This is a genomic window from Novimethylophilus kurashikiensis (assembly GCF_003112435.1).
GTDB lineage: Bacteria > Pseudomonadota > Gammaproteobacteria > Burkholderiales > Methylophilaceae > Novimethylophilus > Novimethylophilus kurashikiensis.
Genome location: NZ_BDOQ01000008.1, coordinates 1 through 15,799 on the forward strand (window position 1 = coordinate 1; position 15,799 = coordinate 15,799).

Below are 15,799 nucleotides of genomic sequence, written 5' to 3' on the forward strand. Positions count from 1 at the left end.
CGACAGATTTAATTGTTTGCTACTGATGGGTATCTGTCAGTAATCGACCTTGAGTCCTAGTGATTTGCGCTCATCAATTAAATGCAAAGGAGCATCGGCAAACCCTTGGGATTCATCAAGCAGGTCGCAAAACACCAGCTTTAGCCCACCTTTCTCTAGTCCTAGGGTATGTCCAGTTTGGTAGACCACCCAATCTGGGCCGAGAAGTTCCTTAAACTGAGGAACGGCAACAGGGTCTGCTTGCACTCGAAGGTGCGATAAAGCCATTGCGGCGTTTAACCCTATCAACAAGTCGGCATGCCAATCAGCTACCGATATTTCTGGCGAACTTGTAATTCTATGAACTCGAAGCATAGTAATCCCTTATAGACCGGTGCTCGGGATTGAGCACCCATACATCTATATAGGCAAAACCAGCTTTAACTCTAAATCTCGACAGACTATCGCGTAATTTTTTTTTATACCTATCCTTTCCGGCGCCCGGTCCGACAGACTTTCTCGGCTATTTGTAATTCATACGGGCTATTAAAATCAATGCCTTAGGAGGTAGCTCTCAGACAGACTTTATTGTTCGCTTTCACGCTAAACCATCTTGCCGCTTGATAGCCATCAAGAGCATCGCACGCATTCCAGGTAGATAAAGTTGTTTGCTGTGTCTTCTCGCAGCAGTTCGACCTATACGCCAATAGGTTTAACTACTCTTGAGGACATCCCTATGAACGACTCTAAGATTGTTTACGTGTTTCGGAATGAAGCTGATGAACCCCAGTTTGACGAGGCTTCGCATTCAGGTACTTTTGGTGACGTTCTGGAAGCTGCAAAGCGACTGGCACGCACGACCGCAGGCTTTATGTTTGCCCAGGTACTCGACCATTCCGGAAAGGTTATGGCCAACGTATGCCAAGAAGGCGTTCATCTCAGCAAAGACGCCTAACTCTCCAGTGCCCATCATCTCTCGATGGGCACTTGTTTTTACCCAAAATCCTTCAATTTTGTCAATATTGCAAAAATCTAATATTTAGCAAAATCACCAAATCCCGCGCTCAGCTTGGGTTCCACGCGCCTTAGATTTTTAAAACTCCTGTGATAGCCTATTCTTACATCAACAACAATCATGGAGTTATATGACAAAATTTGATAAAGCTGTAATCCTTGGCGGGATTGTTGCGCTAGTGTGTCTCTCAATCTGGGGCGAATTTTTGGTGGCTATTTACGACCGCTCTGTTGCCAGACCGTTGGATACCAGCAACCCTATTGAGGTGTCGATTGGGCGAACGGTGGAGGAGTATGCTCGGCGCAATAACATCCCTACGCCAGCCGTTCGAATCTCTGGAACGGACCCCCTTTCCCTACGGCCGTGGTTCACGAATGGCGTTATCGTCTTCCCAAGCACCCTACTCACTGCTGAATCTATAGATATTGCCGCAATTCTTGGCCATGAATCGGGCCATATCACAAATCAAGACAAGCTTTTTGGGGGTGTGGATTTGCACGGCCGTGAATCACGACTTCGCAGTGAATCTGCAGCCGACAAGGTGGCGATAGCTTTGGCAGGATGCGATGCACAACGTCACTTGTTGACGCACTATAGGAAGAAATTTGAGGAGGCTGCCGCAAATATCAAGGACCCTCACCCCTCCTATGCTGACCGTCTTGCCCTGACAAAGGACTGCAGCTAAGTCCTCTAAAGAAAAACCCGCTGAAAAGCGGGTTTCGAGAGCCATCAATTCGATGGGTAATCCACGGTTAAGGTGGCTTGCACCAGGTTGGCCACATGCTGATGGAAGTCGGGTCGATTAGCCAGGCTAGCCGGCAACTCAACCACATCAGAGGTGCGATAACTCCCCTCCTCCTCGCATTCCACTCGGTACTCCTCAGCCTCTTCTGCCGTATCCAGCAAATGCAGATAGAGCTCAGTGCTGCTACCGCCTTCCTGTATCACCGCATACACCGACCCTCGTACCGCGGGCACAATGCGACCAAGATACAGCGTCGCAGGCGTCCCCTCATGGTCAGACAAGTAATACAGATTGGAGCCGGTATCGAACACCGCTTCCTCAAGGTTTTCTTCAGTGAGAATCATTGAACAGGCTTGCCCCTCCTCGTCCATCCAGGAAAAGCGTGCTACCTGGTTCTCCGCCTCCCCTACAGCTTCTGCCAGACTGATTGCTTCCGGAAGCAAGGCCTTTCCATCAAGCCGAACGACGTCGACGCTGACCAGTTCACCCAGAAACTCCGATACTTTTATAGATGCACCCATTATTTCCTCCTATAGGCGAGAATGCCAATTGTGTATAGGAAAACATTTCGACCCTATACAGCGTAAGGCCCTACAGAAGCACCCTCATTGAATTTAGTGCTGGACAAATACACGCAATGAGTGTATACTGTGTTTCATGAAATCGACTAAAGGGACGCTTGAATCGGCCAATTTCCCCTTAGGGACAATAGCTCAGAGCATTTCAAGCAGAATCTCCCGCCCCTCAATCGATGAAATTAAGCGCGCCAGGACAGCTGCTGGTTTGAGTCAAGCGCAGGCAGCACAATTGGTATCACCCGCTCCAACCCAGCCATACCGCACCTGGCAGGGATATGAAGCCCCTCCTGGTCGTGGTCATCGAGAGATGCCACTGGCAGTTTGGGAGTTATTTTTACTGCTTACCGACCAGCACCCAACCCTTAAGGTCGTTAGTAGAAACACTGAATAGGTGCCGCTATACTTGCGGCGTCCAAAAACTCAAAGAATCAAAGGAAAAATCATGTTAGACGTAATTGCAAATGCACTTTATCTTGGCTTCCTGACCACTACTCAAGTCAGTCTCTTGACTGTTGGGGATGTGCCTAAGATGCCCTTACATACTGTGGCTCAAGTCGAATTCAAGCCACAAACCACTATTTTTAGCGAGAACTTCCGTTGCCGTTATTCCGGCATTACGGTTCCATTTGAGCGTGATTGGGAAGAGGTGACTGAAAACACCTTTACCCATAGCAAAACGGTCAATCCGCCGGAATTGGGCAAGACTTATAAGTACGCCATTCTGGTAAACAAAAAGTCATGCCCGGGTAAGCCCGTTGAACATATGTTCAGCACTGGAACGTACATGGCTAAGTTCAGTGATGCAGGAGTACCTGATGACATGTTGGTTGTCGCGATTGGGCTGAACCCAGAAGCTGACAAGCAGCCTCAATGGTTCCAGCAGGTAATGAAGGCAGTTCAAGATGCGGCAGGGTCAAACGCTGTCGCCAAGGACTTCTTGGATTTCAATGCGAGCGGTGTTCCCAAGGACGCTGTTGCAAAACAGTCTAAGAAGGAAGACGCTCAGCCCGGCGCTGAGCAAGCCAACAAGGCAAATTAAGCAAGGAAACCCCTTCGCTCTCTAACCCCGGTTCGCATGTCGTTCCGGGGTTTAGCTTTTCAGTCCCAACTTGGGATTTTTCGTTCTCAAATTGGGTACTCCCCTCCCCTATTCTTATTGCCGCTGATTGGGTATATTGACCTCATCTCACGAGGTCCCTACATTCAGCATGGCGCAGAATAACGACATTGCCAAACCGGTAAGGCGGTATACCCGCGTCGATTTTGCAGCCCTTCGTGCTTTTCTTAATGGGGTGCAGCTCGACCTCCTTGTCGACCGCTATTATTCGGAGGACGATATGCTCGACCGCGGCTGGGAATCAGCCCGGGATGTGCATAGCTGGCTAGAAGTCATGTCTCAAGACATGGCCGACCGGGCATTGAAGACCTACCCCACCATCGCTGGAATTCTTGCTGATTCCAGGAGGTCTGGAAGGTGGTCCAAACCCGTCATCGATTTTCTGACCGTCAATGCCGAGAAAGACCTTAGTCGCCCCTTTCCTACCGACTCCATCTCAGTATGGTTCAAGCCGCGATTGGCTGATGCCCTGAAGGGAGTTGGCCTGGCGTCCCTCGCCGACCTCAAGCGATATATCGAATCGGCTGGCCTTGGTTGGTGGCGCCCTATTCCCCGTGTTGGCGCTGGTAAGGCGCGAGTAATCGAGCACTGGCTTACCCAAAACTCCCAATTCATTGGGGCATTAACGCTGGAAGCCTCCCTCCCCGCTGTTACTAACCAGGTCACCGTTGGTATGGATACTGGATTGCCGGTTCCACTAGAGCGTATTGGAGGCATTACGCCTACCCTGAATGGGTCCCAAGGGAGAAACCGTAACACCTCCTTTTGCCTCATCTCGGCCAGAAATGACTTGGAAGCCATTCAAGCCTACCTTTATCGCTTTCGCGGTCGGGAAAAAACACTCCGCTCCTACCGAAAAGAGCTTGAACGGTTCCTGCTGTGGTGCGTTCTCGAGCGTCGTGTGGCCATGTCTAGCGTCCTGACGGATGAATGCGAGGCCTACAAGAACTTTATTGCCGATATCCCTGCAGATTGGTGCGGGAAGAACCCTCAAATACCCCGCCTTTCGCAGCGTTGGCGCCCTTTCGCGGGTCAACTCCAGCCTGAATCTCAGCGCTATGCCATCCAGGCAATTCGAACATTTTTCGAGTGGCTGGTGGATGTCCGATACCTCCTGGGGAATCCATGGAAAACGGTAGCTGACCCCAGCACCATCCACCGAGAGATGCCAATGCAAATTGAGAAAGCCCTCCCTCAGCAGCTATGGGAGGAATTGGCTAATCAAGGAGGGTTATTGGACAGGGTTTGTGATGGCGAAATATTCAACGCGATACGCCGGCCAAAGACCTCCTCGCTACCGGCGCAATTCCGGCTAGCCCGCGCCGCCATTCTTTTGATTGGCTTTACAGGGATTCGTCGTGAGGAGGCTGCTCGAGCCACTCGAAACAAGCTTAAACCAGTCCCTGGGCGGAATCTCTGGCAGTTAACCGTCGTCGGGAAGCGCAATAAGGAACGCACCGTATTCTTCCCACCACGTGTGATAGATGCGTTGAAAGCACATTGGCTAGACCGAGGACATGATTTTTCCGACCCCCACCAGGAGCTCGCATTAATTGCTCCTATCGTCATAGCGCCAACCAGGTCGGCCTGCGCGAAACATGAGGTGGAGGGTGATGACATCCTTTCGGGTCGAGGCTTTGCCCCTGACAGCTTAGGCCGGCTGGTCAAATCCTCATTGCTGCGCTTGGCTGACGACCATGAGGCGCCTATATCGCCAGAGGAACGTCACCTGCTGCGCTCAGTTGCACCTCACGCATTACGGCATACATTCGCCACTGTTTCCACTGCAAAGCAGATGCCCCCTGACGTCCTGCAGCAGCTCCTTGGCCACGCATCTCTCACGACCACCTCCATATACGTGCATGCTCAACGTCAGCGCAGTCTCGACGAAGTAGCAAAACTCTACAAAGGTTAGCCCATCCCCCACCCCTCAATTACGAGGTGGTTCCTATACATGAGTAGGTTATATCGCGAGCCCGTTATTACCGAGGGCACGCAAAAGGACATACTCATGACTTACAACAAAATCAAACAAAACTCAGCCCATAAAAACAAGGGCGATATCGCAGCAAAGCATGATGTTCTGGATGTCGTATCGTCAGGTTTCGTAAACCTGGTCGGTATGTTTGTCTCAGCCATCATTTTCGTTGCCATCATGCTTATCGCAGGTGGTCTTGGATTCATTCTCCATTGGGCACAGGTTAATTTTCCCTGGATGCCGCACTGGATGATTGACCTGGGACACATTCTCGAAGCTTCGCTGTTCGTACTCGACTGCGCCGGTCTTTTCTGGTCAGTGCTGAAGCACAGCGTTATGCAATTCAAGCATGCATAAAAGGACTTAATTCATGTTAGGAACCGATGTTTTTAGTGTGGAGCGCCTTCTTCGTGCAGGTGCCCAATCAGGCGTCAAGGAATTTTTCGTGCCTTGGCTATTCGTCTTCAAGTTCTTTAGCAGGTTCTAGCTTAGTTAAGCTCAAAACGGTCAAGCCATCTCGCTTGGCCGTTTTCATTTCGCAGTCGCGAATTTTCCCCAAAAAAGCTCACCATAAAATTTTTAGCGCACGACACACTTTGGAACCAGAGGAACTCTTTTATGGTGAGCTTTTTTGTTGGATTGGGACTGATAACCTCTGAAAAGTGTTCCAACTTGGAACACTTTTTTCGCTTATCGCACCGGCTCGAACTGCTAGAAGGGAATGACTTATGGTGAGCTTTTTTGTTTAATTTTAACTGCCATATTTAAAAGTGTTCCAACTTGGAACACTTTTTTGGCGTTTACATTTTGCCCGTGTGAATTTCAACCAAAAAAGCTCACCATAAATTTTATGTCGCCCAATACACCACACATCATAGTAATTGGCTTTGGTGAGCTTTTTTGTTGCCATGCTCCTGGCTACATATGAACAGTGTCCCAATTTTAAACATTTTGTCGTTTACTGATTAAATTCTGCAAGCCTTCTACTTCGTCCAGCCGCATTATTTATGGTGAGTCTTTTTGTTGAAGCTAAACTGCCCCATTAAAAAGTGTTCCAACTTGGAACACTTTTATTGTCGATAGCATTAGATGGTGTGAGTCTCCACCAAAAAGGCTCACCATAAATTTAATCGCGATTCATCCCGCGTAACCTAGTAATTGACGTCGGTGAGTGATTTTAAATGGACATCCCCTGGTTAATACTAAAAAGTGTTCCAACTTGGAACACTTTTTACACCTACGCCTAGGCTCAACTTACTTGAAGTAGACAGCTTAATGGTGAGTCTTTTTGTTCAGTCAAACCAGCAGTTCCAGCTGATTGAGGAATTCTCGACAAAAAAGCTCACCATATATACTGAGGATACCGGCGGTTTAAGCCTGATGAGGAAAGAATTTTCCAAAACATTATGAGCAAATTTACAAGGAAGAGTTGTTTTAAGTGGCGGCGGCATAAAAAGTGTTCCAAGTTGGAACACTTTTTATATTGAACCACTGGCCGATGGCCAGAGAAGAACTAATTTTTCGTGAAATTTTGTGGTGAGCTTTTTTGGACGGAATTTTCTACCTATCCAAAAGTGTTCCAACTTGGAACACTTTTTCCAGCCTTTGGGGTGAGGTAATTTGGGGAGTTTGTCGAAAGACAGGAAGGCAGCTTGTTGCAATAAAAAGGGACAGTCCGAGCTTTGGCAATTCCGTATTAAACCGAAAATACCATGCCCACTCACATCACTGTTGGAACGCGCAAAACAAGGAAGCTAAATTTTCCACGTGGAAACTAAAAAGGTTTAGCTTATTGAATCGATGGTGATGGATTTTAGCGCCTGAGAAACAGGCGAAGAAAAAAGTGTCCCGAGTTGAGACACTTTATATTTGCTAGGACGGGGTATAGAGCTTAGTAGTCAAACTTCTAAGTTCATGTTCAATTTCGGGCGTAAGTGAGGATGCCTTAATTTTGATAATGAAGTGATTTTGGTCTTTCGTAATGCTGCCTGCCTGCGTCCCCTTGAAGAATAGCTTATGAATGTCGCGGGTATCAGGAGGGGTGGTCTCGGTTGTTGCCGACGTCATTGCTGCCTTAAGCTGTGCCGTTAATTGACTCTGATTAATCGCACCAGAAACAAACTCTGGCCATAGCTTGCCTAGTGAATCTTGAGCCTTATCGCCATGGTTATCGAGGAGAGACTTAATTTCTTGCGCAGCAGCTGCACCAAGAAGTGAAGGCTGAGAATCTAGGTCGGATAAAACAAAATCAGGTAGCTCGTCAAAAGATTTAAGTCGGTAATAATTCGAGCGCTTCATACGCATTTCAGAAATGAGTGCTGTCTTAAAGCGAAATTTGGACTCGATGCGCGTCAGATGCTTACTAATTTCATAGTCCGAAAGGTTGACCCGGCCAATATTCTCAAGGAGGCCAAGCAACGCCATATCCGCATCAGATACTTCACGAATCCTGCCTGGAATGTGAGTTTCGCCGCGTAGCTTATAAGCTTCTACTCGACGCTCACCAGCAATTAATTGGTAACGGCCGGGGACCTCCGGGGAGGGCCTAACAAGAATAGGATGAATAAGGTCGCCAGCAACCTCGATATCGCGGGCAAGTTGGACTAGTTCTTCCTGGTCGAACTCAATACGAGGCTGTTCAGGATTGCGGTCGATAAGCTCGAGGGGTAGCTTATCTTCTTGTTTAGCCGCCAACTCCGCTTCAAGGCTTCTAATCTTTTCCTCATACGCCTGAAGCTCATCACGAAATTGCATAAGCTGGCCAGGAGCTGATTTATTCACTTGCCGTGCGGAATTTCTCTCCCTTGAGGCGAGCGCAAGTGCGTCATCGAGACCATCTCCCGTTATCTCTCCTAATTTTTTTCCAACTGACATAGCTTCCTCCTAAGCGCCTGCGCCGAGTTGACGTGCCCATACTTTTCTTATTGAATCTTCTAAGCTGAGCGCCAGTTCTTCATAGGCATCACGTGCACGTTTATAGGTCCGAGAATCACCTTCGTATTTCGTAATATCGAAAACGGTCATGAACTGGTTGACCTTACTCTTGGTCACGGTCGTCTCGGGTATCTCGCAGCGAAGAACTTTTTCACCATAGACCTTAGAAATCCACTCTTTAACCTGCTCGGTGGTGGATTCTTTGTTGTCGACTCGCGATAAAAGGATGTTGATAAAGTCGTAGTCCTTCACCACTCCCTTTCTAACCAATCGCCCAGAACCATCAAATCTGTCCTCGGCAATTTTCCCGGCATATGTGCCGAAAATTTGCCAGAACTGTGCGCTACTGGCGATATCCAGCATATTGGTAGTCATGGGCACGAGCAGCCCATCTGCGGCGTAAAAAGCATTGAAGGTCATATAAGAAAGGCTAGGCGGTGTGTCTATCAGAATGACATCGTAGTCATCCTTTACCACCTCAAGCCCCTTGTTCAACACATTCCAAAACTCGAAACTAGAGTCTTTCATTTGTCGACTTGGCAGTGAAAATTCAGCCGAGAAGAGCGTGCTGGATGCTTGAATTAAATCGAGGTCCGGCCAATAGGTATTGCGAATGCAATACCTGACGTCGTCCTGGTCACCATCAAAGAGAGGGGCTAATGTATCCTCATAGGCGATATCTGCATCTGGGGCCAAGCCATGAAGGGTAGACAGGCTACCCTGAGGGTCAAGGTCAATATTCAATACTCGATGCCCAAGTAACGATAGGCCCTGGGCAAGGACCATCGTTGAGGTGGTCTTTGATACGCCGCCCTTGAAAAAAGTAATGCCAATTACCGCAGCTTTTGCGCCGTCAGGTCTTAGCTTGCGAGTTCTCTCAGCTCGCGCCCATTGTTGCGCCTCAGCAACCGTGAATTCCCTGCGACCGCCTCGCCCATGAAATTGTCCGCCTGGGGCGCCATTCTTTAGACGGTAGGCCATTTGCCCTTTAGTTAATTGGCACATGTCAGCGACTTTATCGCTGGAAATCATGGGTGGAGACTTGGTGCGGTCAGGAATGAGCAGCCTACTTCTCAGAAAGTCTATGAGCGCACTAGCACGGTCACCAAGTTCCATAATTTCATCTAAGTCAACCGGCTGGACGATTGGAATGTCAGTTAAGATAGCCTCTTGGTCCGTCATTACCTCTCCTCTTTTAAAATAACTCGTCACTTTTAAGGAAATTCCTCAAAAAGTGAACTACTCCCCATTAGTCAAGCTATGATACCAAATCTGGATAGTTAAGCTACACTTATTCTAAAAAAAGACAAGCAGAATCGCTGTTTAAGCGACTTTCTTGAAGTGATGTATACCTTGGCCTTAAAAAAGGGCACTTGTTGGCCTAAGGACCTTAAAATGGGCTTGCTGAGGATGCAAATATTTACAAGGGACGAGGTTATGGGGCTATGCTAGAAGTGCTGAAGTACAAAAATATAGAAATTAACATTCAACAAAAAGGCTCACCATAAATCCAACAAAACTACTCACCATAAAAAGACCAACAAAAAAACTCACCACACTCCACAATAATTCCCACCACTTCCAACAAAAGTTCTCACTAATACCTCACAAAAGTGCTCACCACTTGAGAACTAAGTGATTGATTCTCTACGCGCGCGTACGCATGCGAGGTTTGTTAGTTTGTTTTTTTAGATATTTTGTATTTTTAAAAACCAACAAACAGTTTTTTCTTTCCTGAATGGCTTCAAATTTATGGTGAGCTTTTTTGGTGCGATTTAGTACATTCGGTCGGTAAATTTATGGTGAGCTTTTTTGTGTTGACTACTCACCAGTACCGGTTTTAGATTTGCGGAACTTATGAAAAGGAGGCTTTGAATGGCCATCGAGAATCTACCAGAATCAACGCCCATGCAGATGGCCTTTGATGTGTTTGAAGACCTCTTCTCGAAGGACATGTCAATTGTCGAGTCTACGACCGACATCGGCTTTCAACGCAATAATGCAATTTTTCAGGTCACGAATCTTGGCGCTGCCTGTTACAAGCTGCTGGATACAGTAGTCTTTGTGGTCATCCAGGAAAAGGATGTGCAGGGTCGGTATGACGTTGACTTGGACTACTTCAAATGGCTCATGAAGTATGAAAGTAACAATTACGGGCATCTCAGGACTATTTTCCGTGAGCTGCAGAAGGCTGCAATCGAGCTTGTGCCGCTGACACCTGAGGAGGCGCTGGCCCAGGGAGAATCTCCTGAAAACGGAGGGGCAATCCCGATGATTGGAGCCTACCGCATAACCAAGGGTAGAGTTTTTTTCGAAATGTCACCCCCGTTGCAGCGGCATCTAAAAGACCCTACCTACGCACATTGGCAGAGTTTGAGGGTTACAGCACAACTCACCTTGGTCTATGCCCGAGTGATTTATAACCATTTGCTGCCCTATATCGATGATGGTCACACCCCTTGGTTTACGGTAGAAGAGGTTCAAGGTTGGCCAGGAGCGAAGGCCTCTAAAGCCGCATACAAATACTTCAAGCGCGACCAGCTAGACCCCGCTATCAAGCAGCTCAATGAGGTTGAACACCTCGATATCAACGTTAGTTATGAAACCAAGGGAGGGCAAGGCCCCATTCCGGTGACTCATTTGCGCTTCAGGGTAACGAGGAAGGGGGGGCAACATAACAATGATTTCGAGCAAAAACCTTTGGCCCTAAATGAGGCAGATGAGCTCTACCATGTGTTGAATGAAGAGTTCGCCATCGGCCCGAAAAACTTTGGTGAAATCCAGGCCAATCGTGAGAAGTGGACGGACCAATGGATTTGGCAGGCCGTGGAGTTTACGAGGTGGAACTTAGAGAAAGGTAAAATCACCAAGTCTCCTTCCGGATTCTTGATGCATGCCCTCAGAAATAATCTGCGGGTGTCCTCTGCTGAAAAGATAATGGAGGAACAAAATAGATTACTGGCTGAGAGTAGGGCAGCCAAGGCAGGGATAGCAAAAGCCCGGGAAGATGCGCTCAGCCAATCCCATGATTTGAGTAAGCAAGAAACACAGAACGAAGCGGAATCTCTTGCCTTGCAAGGGTTGTCGCAATTTGATGCACTGGACTTGGTTGGACAGGAAGCCTACTTCAAAGAGTTCTGCAATACATTCCAAGCGAAGCTAGTTGCAAAACGTGAGAAAGTTAACCTAGAGGCGATTTCAATTGAAGAGTTACGGAATAACAAACTCCTTTCCCATGCGCTAGGAATATTTGTTCAACAGGCTATAAGCAAATCATAAATCTTTAGCACCCTCCACAGCCGCTACCCCCGCCACCACATCCAGACCCGCAGCTGCCTCCACCGCAGCCACTTCCACCAGCGCTGCAGGAGGTGCCTGCGGAGCCACAGCCGTCGACCGCAACAACCCCGGCGACGGCAGCTGCGCCATCCGTGAATTCATTTACGGTCGAACCACCTTTCTTATGCGGGGTGAGGGTGGCGGTATCAAGTCGCTTTAGCGACTCTTCAGACCAAATCCAACCAGGACTTACGCTGCTCGAGCTGTCCGCAGCAAATAGCAAGGGAAGGCCGTTGAAGGGTTCGAACAGGCCGGGCCACTTCTTGTAGTTCTGCTTCAACGCCTTCCAAGTATTCATGACATCGGGCTTGAATACTCGAGCATCTTCCATGGAATGGGGAAGGGCGCCGACATCCGGAAAGTGATGGATGAGTCGGCCATAAAAGTGCTTACAGAACTTCTCGTAATCGTGCGTGCATACAATAAACGCGTGCCAGGCATCATCAATGAGCGCCGACGGCATTCCCAGCTGAAGAGACCGGTTCGCTTCCTTCTCCAGAAACAGCAGTAGAAAGAATTCACACAGACCCTTGAAAGCCAGGTCCTCATCAGCCTGGTCGTACCCGGGATGCTCGCGACGGAACACGTATCGAACCACCTCCGGAAACTGATAGTCTGCGAGCTGCTCCACCTTGGACTTCTCAGGGGTGCCCTTGTGCCAAAAAACAGCCCACAGGTATACGCCGCCGAGAGCGACAGGGGTGATGAATTGCAGGAACTCTGACATAAGCGCCTTCTCGTTATTAATGTTGGTTGAAGTTGGTAATTACACTATAGCAAGAAATATGCAATGACGCAAGAATATGTCAGTATTAGAAACAAGTTGACAGAACTGATATTTTCCAATATACTTCAATCATCCGCAATGCATTTTGCGTCACCTAAATCCAAAAGGAGCATACCTTAGATGTTGAAACGCACCCTTATCGCTACCGCTCTCATGTCCTTTATGGGGGCTGCGATGGCCGCCACGGCGCTGCCTCCTTTCCTGAAGTCGGCAACTGATGCTGGCCAACTCCAAGTTATTCGTGATTTCAAGGCCGCTGCCGGGATGACTGGCTGGGTCGTGAAGGAAACCAAGGGCGGTCAAGCGACTGTTATTTACACCAGCGCCGACGGCAACTACACCTTCTCTGGCATGCTGCTCGACAAGGACGGCCACAACCTGACTGCCAAGTACGCCGAAGACTATGTCCCCAAGCCCGACTACACTCCAGCATTCAAGGCATTCTCCGCAGGCGGTGAAGCGGCCGGTGTAACTGTTGGTTCTCCTAATGCTAAAGCCGAAATCGTCGTGATTTTCGACGCTAACTGCGGCTACTGCAAGCTCCTGCACCGCATGACCAAGCCCGCCGTGGACGCTGGCGAGCTGCGCATTCACTATGTACCGGTTGCCATTCTCGGCCGTGACTCCGACGTGAAGGGTGCTGGTTTGTTGGCTGCCAAGGATGCCAAGGCTGATGCCGATGCAATCGTGTCCGGCTCCGGCGCAGAAACCTCCAGCGACAAGGCATTGCTGGCCAAGGTGCAGAACAACACCAAGCTGATGACCCAGAAATTCGGCTTCAACGGTACTCCGGTCGTGATGTACAAGGTCAAGAACGGCAGTGATGAAACCCTGTCCGTATCTCCTGGTGTGCCGAGCATGGCTGAAATGTTCAAGGCGTTAGGCATCTCCGGTCAGCTCGACAAGCTGAAGAACGACCCTGAGCTGGCGAAGTACCTGCGCTAGACTGTAATAGAGGGCTGGAAATCCCAGCCCTCATTGTCAGGAGAACGAAATGCGTAATGATAACATTGGTGGTGGAAGCAGCAATATTGGCGCAGGCTGCGCCGACGGTATCACCAAGATTTAACCGAGTTAAATAGCGTCCTCGCTATGGTTGTTCCGCCGGCATTGCTCGTTGAAGAGGATGCCGGCATCTGTTGCCCAGGCCCAGCCGTTGTCCGATAGGAAGCCTGTGCGTGTCGGCAGCGTTGAGGCGTTCGCAGACGCTTCCAGCACTCGCGCGGCCTCGATAGCGTCAGGGTAGGGTAGCAGCATACGGGCGGAGAGTTGAATGTTTCCGGCCACAGGGCGGAAAAGCTCTCCCCACCAGAGATTGGGTAGCTCGAGGTTTTCGAGGTCGAATACCTCCGGCGTGCTGCGGAATAAGGCCACAGCAGCAAAAATACGGTTCATGGGCACCGCGGTGTCGTAATGGGCAGGGTTAAACGGCAGACGCACCGGTAGCTTGGCTGAAGTCGGAAGCCATCCAATGAAGTGCAGCTCCGCGCATGGCTGATTCTGGTCCCTGGTAGGGTAGGGGAGGTGGGCAATAGCAACATTTCCCTCCGGCGGCAAACACTCGGGGTCATTGCCGGGCTCGATGTAAAGCAAGACCGGCGCACCAATCACTGTCGAGGGGTACCGGGCAAGCAGGTCGCGCATCAGCAGGGCAATTTTAGCCCGCCACTCAGTCGGGCAAGCGGCAAGCAGCGCTTCAGGTTCACCTTCTTCGGAAGACGCTAACCAGGCGCGCATCATTTCAACGCTTTTTAGAACATTCCCTTTTTTAAGGGTCTCCATTAACGACGGAAGCACAGACATGCTCATCAAAAATTCCTCCTCATTTGTCGCGAATGATACCAAGCGCGCTGTTAACCTGCAAAACAAAATGAACACACACCCGAAAACATCCTTGCGAGCAAAGGCATTTATTGCTCTGTTGTTAACATTTGGCCTGACCGGGATGGTGGCTGCGGCCGACACGGACCCTTTGGCCGGCGATGCTTGGCATGCGGTGAAGGGTAGCTGGCCGGGCACCATCAAGTTCGACGGTAAATCCAAAAAGGTTCTGCTGGAGCCGTACGGAAGTGAAGCAATTAATGCCAGTTACAGCTATACCTTAGCGCCTGCTGATTCTTTCGCTGCCAAATCCGGCAATAAGGCCGGTACCTTGGTGATGACCAATACCCTTGGGCAAGTGAGCAAGGCTGAGTTTCGCATTGAGGGAAAAGAGCTGACGCTTTCATTCCCCAGCGGTTTTCAGGCTGAGCATTACAAGCGCATGACCAAGGCGGAAGAAGACGCTGAAATTCATCGTATCGAAAAGCTGATGGCTGAGGGAAAGTTAAAACTCCCCAGGTAGCCATTGGCACAACCAGGAGAGTTTTAATATGACCCAATCCGTAACCAAGGCCACACCGGAACTGTTGGCCCAACTGCGTACACCTGAAGCCCTGGCTGCCATTCAAGTAGCCCGCGACAATAAGTGGCTGATGGTGGACGAGCCCTCGCTGCAGGCTGTATTCGCAGATGACAAAGAGCATCCCGTATATAAGCTGCTGGAGGAAGATGCCAAGACCGGCGGCCTGTTCGGGCTGGTGCAGTACTCGATTCTTGCGGTGTTCTTCGGCCTCGCCTTCGGCATGACCATCTTTAAGCCGCACATGCCTGCAATGCTGTTCGTCATGTGGGGCGCTATTGCAACGGCCACAGCCTTGCTCTACAAGAAGCATCCGGCGCTGATTATGGGCAAGTCCAAAAAGTAATCCGCCTTCGCAAGATAACGGCCGATGTCACCACGTGGCGTCGGCCTTTTTTATTTGATGCCTATACTCATTCTCTCTCTTGCTGGAAGGTAAGTCCCGCATACCCGTTTAATTTTGAACGGTAACGCTCCGCCCTCAGATGGATGCATGCCTGAGGTCCCTGCGGCACTAGGCTTCCAGCGATTGAGCACTTGCAATTTTGCATATTCTTTAGTATACTATCCTCAATGGAATGGAGCACTGATGAAACTTTCGCGCATCCCAGTAAGCGAGTCCACCGTCAAACACACTTTTTCTCTGAAAGAGTCGACTTCGGACCTGCTGCATAAGTACCAGGCCTGTTACATGGCCGAGCATGAAGTTGAAATTACGATGAAGGATATGGTGGAAGCCATGTTGACCAGCTTTATGGCTGACGACAAGACCTTCCAGAAATATCTGAAGCAGCCTCAAGCAGCTGCGGCCCCTTCGGCCCCGGCAGCTCCGGCTAGCAACTATGGCAGTGGTGCGGAATCCTCCACTCTCTAGTACCAGGAATTATTAAGTCGGGTGTTTCGTGCGAACACCTTCGTCAATAGCT

Annotated in this window: 16 protein-coding genes; 10 read left to right on the plus strand and 6 right to left on the minus strand. The window is 49.5% G+C overall.

Features of this window, described 5'->3' with window-relative positions:
• Positions 1–36 precede the first annotated feature (36 nt).
• Positions 37–354 (minus strand): hypothetical protein, encoded by a 318-nt coding sequence (locus tag NMK_RS10340; RefSeq protein ID WP_109015683.1) that lies wholly within the window; start codon positions 352–354, stop codon positions 37–39.
• A gap of 361 nt (positions 355–715) precedes the next feature.
• Between NMK_RS10340 and NMK_RS10345 the strand changes: the two genes are divergently transcribed.
• Positions 716–934 carry a hypothetical protein gene (locus NMK_RS10345; protein ID WP_109015684.1) on the plus strand — a complete coding sequence of 73 codons (219 nt, stop codon included), beginning with the start codon at positions 716–718 and terminating at the stop codon, positions 932–934.
• A gap of 190 nt (positions 935–1,124) precedes the next feature.
• Positions 1,125–1,679, plus strand: coding sequence for a M48 family metalloprotease (locus NMK_RS10350; RefSeq protein WP_109015685.1), 555 nt, complete (start codon positions 1,125–1,127; stop codon positions 1,677–1,679).
• Between the two features lie 44 nt (positions 1,680–1,723).
• Here NMK_RS10350 and NMK_RS10355 read toward each other — a convergent pair whose 3' ends face one another.
• Positions 1,724–2,260, minus strand: a complete 537-nt coding sequence (locus tag NMK_RS10355; RefSeq protein ID WP_109015686.1) for a hypothetical protein — start codon at positions 2,258–2,260, stop codon at positions 1,724–1,726.
• Between the two features lie 499 nt (positions 2,261–2,759).
• On the opposite strand from NMK_RS10355, the gene NMK_RS10365 reads away from it, so the two are divergent.
• The 3 genes from NMK_RS10365 (at position 2,760) to NMK_RS10375 (ending at position 5,769) form a co-directional block, all read left to right on the plus strand.
• Positions 2,760–3,356: a hypothetical protein gene (locus NMK_RS10365; RefSeq protein ID WP_109015687.1), complete on the plus strand. Its 597-nt coding sequence runs from the start codon at positions 2,760–2,762 to the stop codon at positions 3,354–3,356.
• A gap of 169 nt (positions 3,357–3,525) precedes the next feature.
• Positions 3,526–5,349 (plus strand): site-specific integrase, encoded by a 1,824-nt coding sequence (locus NMK_RS10370; protein WP_109015688.1) that lies wholly within the window; start codon positions 3,526–3,528, stop codon positions 5,347–5,349.
• A gap of 96 nt (positions 5,350–5,445) precedes the next feature.
• The gene (locus tag NMK_RS10375; RefSeq protein ID WP_109015689.1) at positions 5,446–5,769 is read left to right on the plus strand and encodes a hypothetical protein; all 324 of its coding nucleotides are present in this window, start codon (positions 5,446–5,448) and stop codon (positions 5,767–5,769) included.
• A gap of 1,515 nt (positions 5,770–7,284) precedes the next feature.
• Here the strand turns inward: NMK_RS10375 and NMK_RS10380 are convergent.
• Both NMK_RS10380 and NMK_RS10385 read right to left on the minus strand, forming a co-directional pair.
• Positions 7,285–8,286: a ParB/RepB/Spo0J family partition protein gene (locus NMK_RS10380; RefSeq protein WP_109015690.1), complete on the minus strand. Its 1,002-nt coding sequence runs from the start codon at positions 8,284–8,286 to the stop codon at positions 7,285–7,287.
• 9 nt (positions 8,287–8,295) lie between these two features.
• Positions 8,296–9,528 carry a ParA family protein gene (locus NMK_RS10385; protein WP_109015691.1) on the minus strand — a complete coding sequence of 411 codons (1,233 nt, stop codon included), beginning with the start codon at positions 9,526–9,528 and terminating at the stop codon, positions 8,296–8,298.
• Positions 9,529–10,221: 693 nt separating this feature from the next.
• Between NMK_RS10385 and NMK_RS10390 the strand changes: the two genes are divergently transcribed.
• Positions 10,222–11,625: a replication initiation protein gene (locus tag NMK_RS10390; RefSeq protein ID WP_109015692.1), complete on the plus strand. Its 1,404-nt coding sequence runs from the start codon at positions 10,222–10,224 to the stop codon at positions 11,623–11,625.
• Between the two features lie 4 nt (positions 11,626–11,629).
• On the opposite strand, the gene NMK_RS10395 is transcribed toward NMK_RS10390, so the two are convergent.
• A complete protein-coding gene (locus NMK_RS10395; RefSeq protein WP_109015693.1) occupies positions 11,630–12,412 on the minus strand; it encodes a UCP032817 domain-containing protein in 783 nt (260 codons plus the stop codon).
• A gap of 180 nt (positions 12,413–12,592) precedes the next feature.
• Between NMK_RS10395 and dsbG the strand changes: the two genes are divergently transcribed.
• Entirely contained in the window at positions 12,593–13,417 is an 825-nt protein-coding gene (gene dsbG / locus NMK_RS10400) for a thiol:disulfide interchange protein DsbG (protein ID WP_109015694.1), read from the plus strand.
• Between the two features lie 129 nt (positions 13,418–13,546).
• Here the strand turns inward: dsbG and NMK_RS10405 are convergent, their stop codons facing one another.
• Positions 13,547–14,212, minus strand: coding sequence for a hypothetical protein (locus NMK_RS10405; protein ID WP_146187175.1), 666 nt, complete (start codon positions 14,210–14,212; stop codon positions 13,547–13,549).
• Positions 14,213–14,273: 61 nt separating this feature from the next.
• Here NMK_RS10405 and NMK_RS10410 point away from each other — a divergent pair, with 61 nt between their 5' ends.
• The 3 genes from NMK_RS10410 (at position 14,274) to NMK_RS10420 (ending at position 15,747) form a co-directional block, all read left to right on the plus strand.
• Complete coding sequence (locus NMK_RS10410; RefSeq protein ID WP_109015696.1) at positions 14,274–14,816, plus strand: hypothetical protein; 543 nt, start codon at positions 14,274–14,276, stop codon at positions 14,814–14,816.
• A 28-nt stretch (positions 14,817–14,844) separates the two neighbouring features.
• Positions 14,845–15,219, plus strand: a complete 375-nt coding sequence (locus NMK_RS10415; RefSeq protein WP_109015697.1) for a hypothetical protein — start codon at positions 14,845–14,847, stop codon at positions 15,217–15,219.
• A gap of 243 nt (positions 15,220–15,462) precedes the next feature.
• On the plus strand, positions 15,463–15,747 hold the full coding sequence (locus NMK_RS10420) for a DUF2274 domain-containing protein (RefSeq protein ID WP_181376243.1): 285 nt from the start codon (positions 15,463–15,465) through the stop codon (positions 15,745–15,747).
• Positions 15,748–15,799 lie beyond the last annotated feature (52 nt).

What these genes read in the sequence shown, in the direction of transcription:
- NMK_RS10340 (WP_109015683.1), bottom strand. Translation starts at nt 354, where the DNA reads ATGCTTCGAGTTCATAGAATTACAAGTTCGCCAGAAATATCGGTAGCT.
- NMK_RS10345 (WP_109015684.1), top strand. Translation starts at nt 716, where the DNA reads ATGAACGACTCTAAGATTGTTTACGTGTTTCGGAATGAAGCTGATGAA.
- NMK_RS10350 (WP_109015685.1), top strand. Translation starts at nt 1,125, where the DNA reads ATGACAAAATTTGATAAAGCTGTAATCCTTGGCGGGATTGTTGCGCTA.
- NMK_RS10355 (WP_109015686.1), bottom strand. Translation starts at nt 2,260, where the DNA reads ATGGGTGCATCTATAAAAGTATCGGAGTTTCTGGGTGAACTGGTCAGC.
- NMK_RS10365 (WP_109015687.1), top strand. Translation starts at nt 2,760, where the DNA reads ATGTTAGACGTAATTGCAAATGCACTTTATCTTGGCTTCCTGACCACT.
- NMK_RS10370 (WP_109015688.1), top strand. Translation starts at nt 3,526, where the DNA reads ATGGCGCAGAATAACGACATTGCCAAACCGGTAAGGCGGTATACCCGC.
- NMK_RS10375 (WP_109015689.1), top strand. Translation starts at nt 5,446, where the DNA reads ATGACTTACAACAAAATCAAACAAAACTCAGCCCATAAAAACAAGGGC.
- NMK_RS10380 (WP_109015690.1), bottom strand. Translation starts at nt 8,286, where the DNA reads ATGTCAGTTGGAAAAAAATTAGGAGAGATAACGGGAGATGGTCTCGAT.
- NMK_RS10385 (WP_109015691.1), bottom strand. Translation starts at nt 9,528, where the DNA reads ATGACGGACCAAGAGGCTATCTTAACTGACATTCCAATCGTCCAGCCG.
- NMK_RS10390 (WP_109015692.1), top strand. Translation starts at nt 10,222, where the DNA reads ATGGCCATCGAGAATCTACCAGAATCAACGCCCATGCAGATGGCCTTT.
- NMK_RS10395 (WP_109015693.1), bottom strand. Translation starts at nt 12,412, where the DNA reads ATGTCAGAGTTCCTGCAATTCATCACCCCTGTCGCTCTCGGCGGCGTA.
- dsbG (WP_109015694.1), top strand. Translation starts at nt 12,593, where the DNA reads ATGTTGAAACGCACCCTTATCGCTACCGCTCTCATGTCCTTTATGGGG.
- NMK_RS10405 (WP_146187175.1), bottom strand. Translation starts at nt 14,212, where the DNA reads ATGATGCGCGCCTGGTTAGCGTCTTCCGAAGAAGGTGAACCTGAAGCG.
- NMK_RS10410 (WP_109015696.1), top strand. Translation starts at nt 14,274, where the DNA reads ATGCTCATCAAAAATTCCTCCTCATTTGTCGCGAATGATACCAAGCGC.
- NMK_RS10415 (WP_109015697.1), top strand. Translation starts at nt 14,845, where the DNA reads ATGACCCAATCCGTAACCAAGGCCACACCGGAACTGTTGGCCCAACTG.
- NMK_RS10420 (WP_181376243.1), top strand. Translation starts at nt 15,463, where the DNA reads ATGAAACTTTCGCGCATCCCAGTAAGCGAGTCCACCGTCAAACACACT.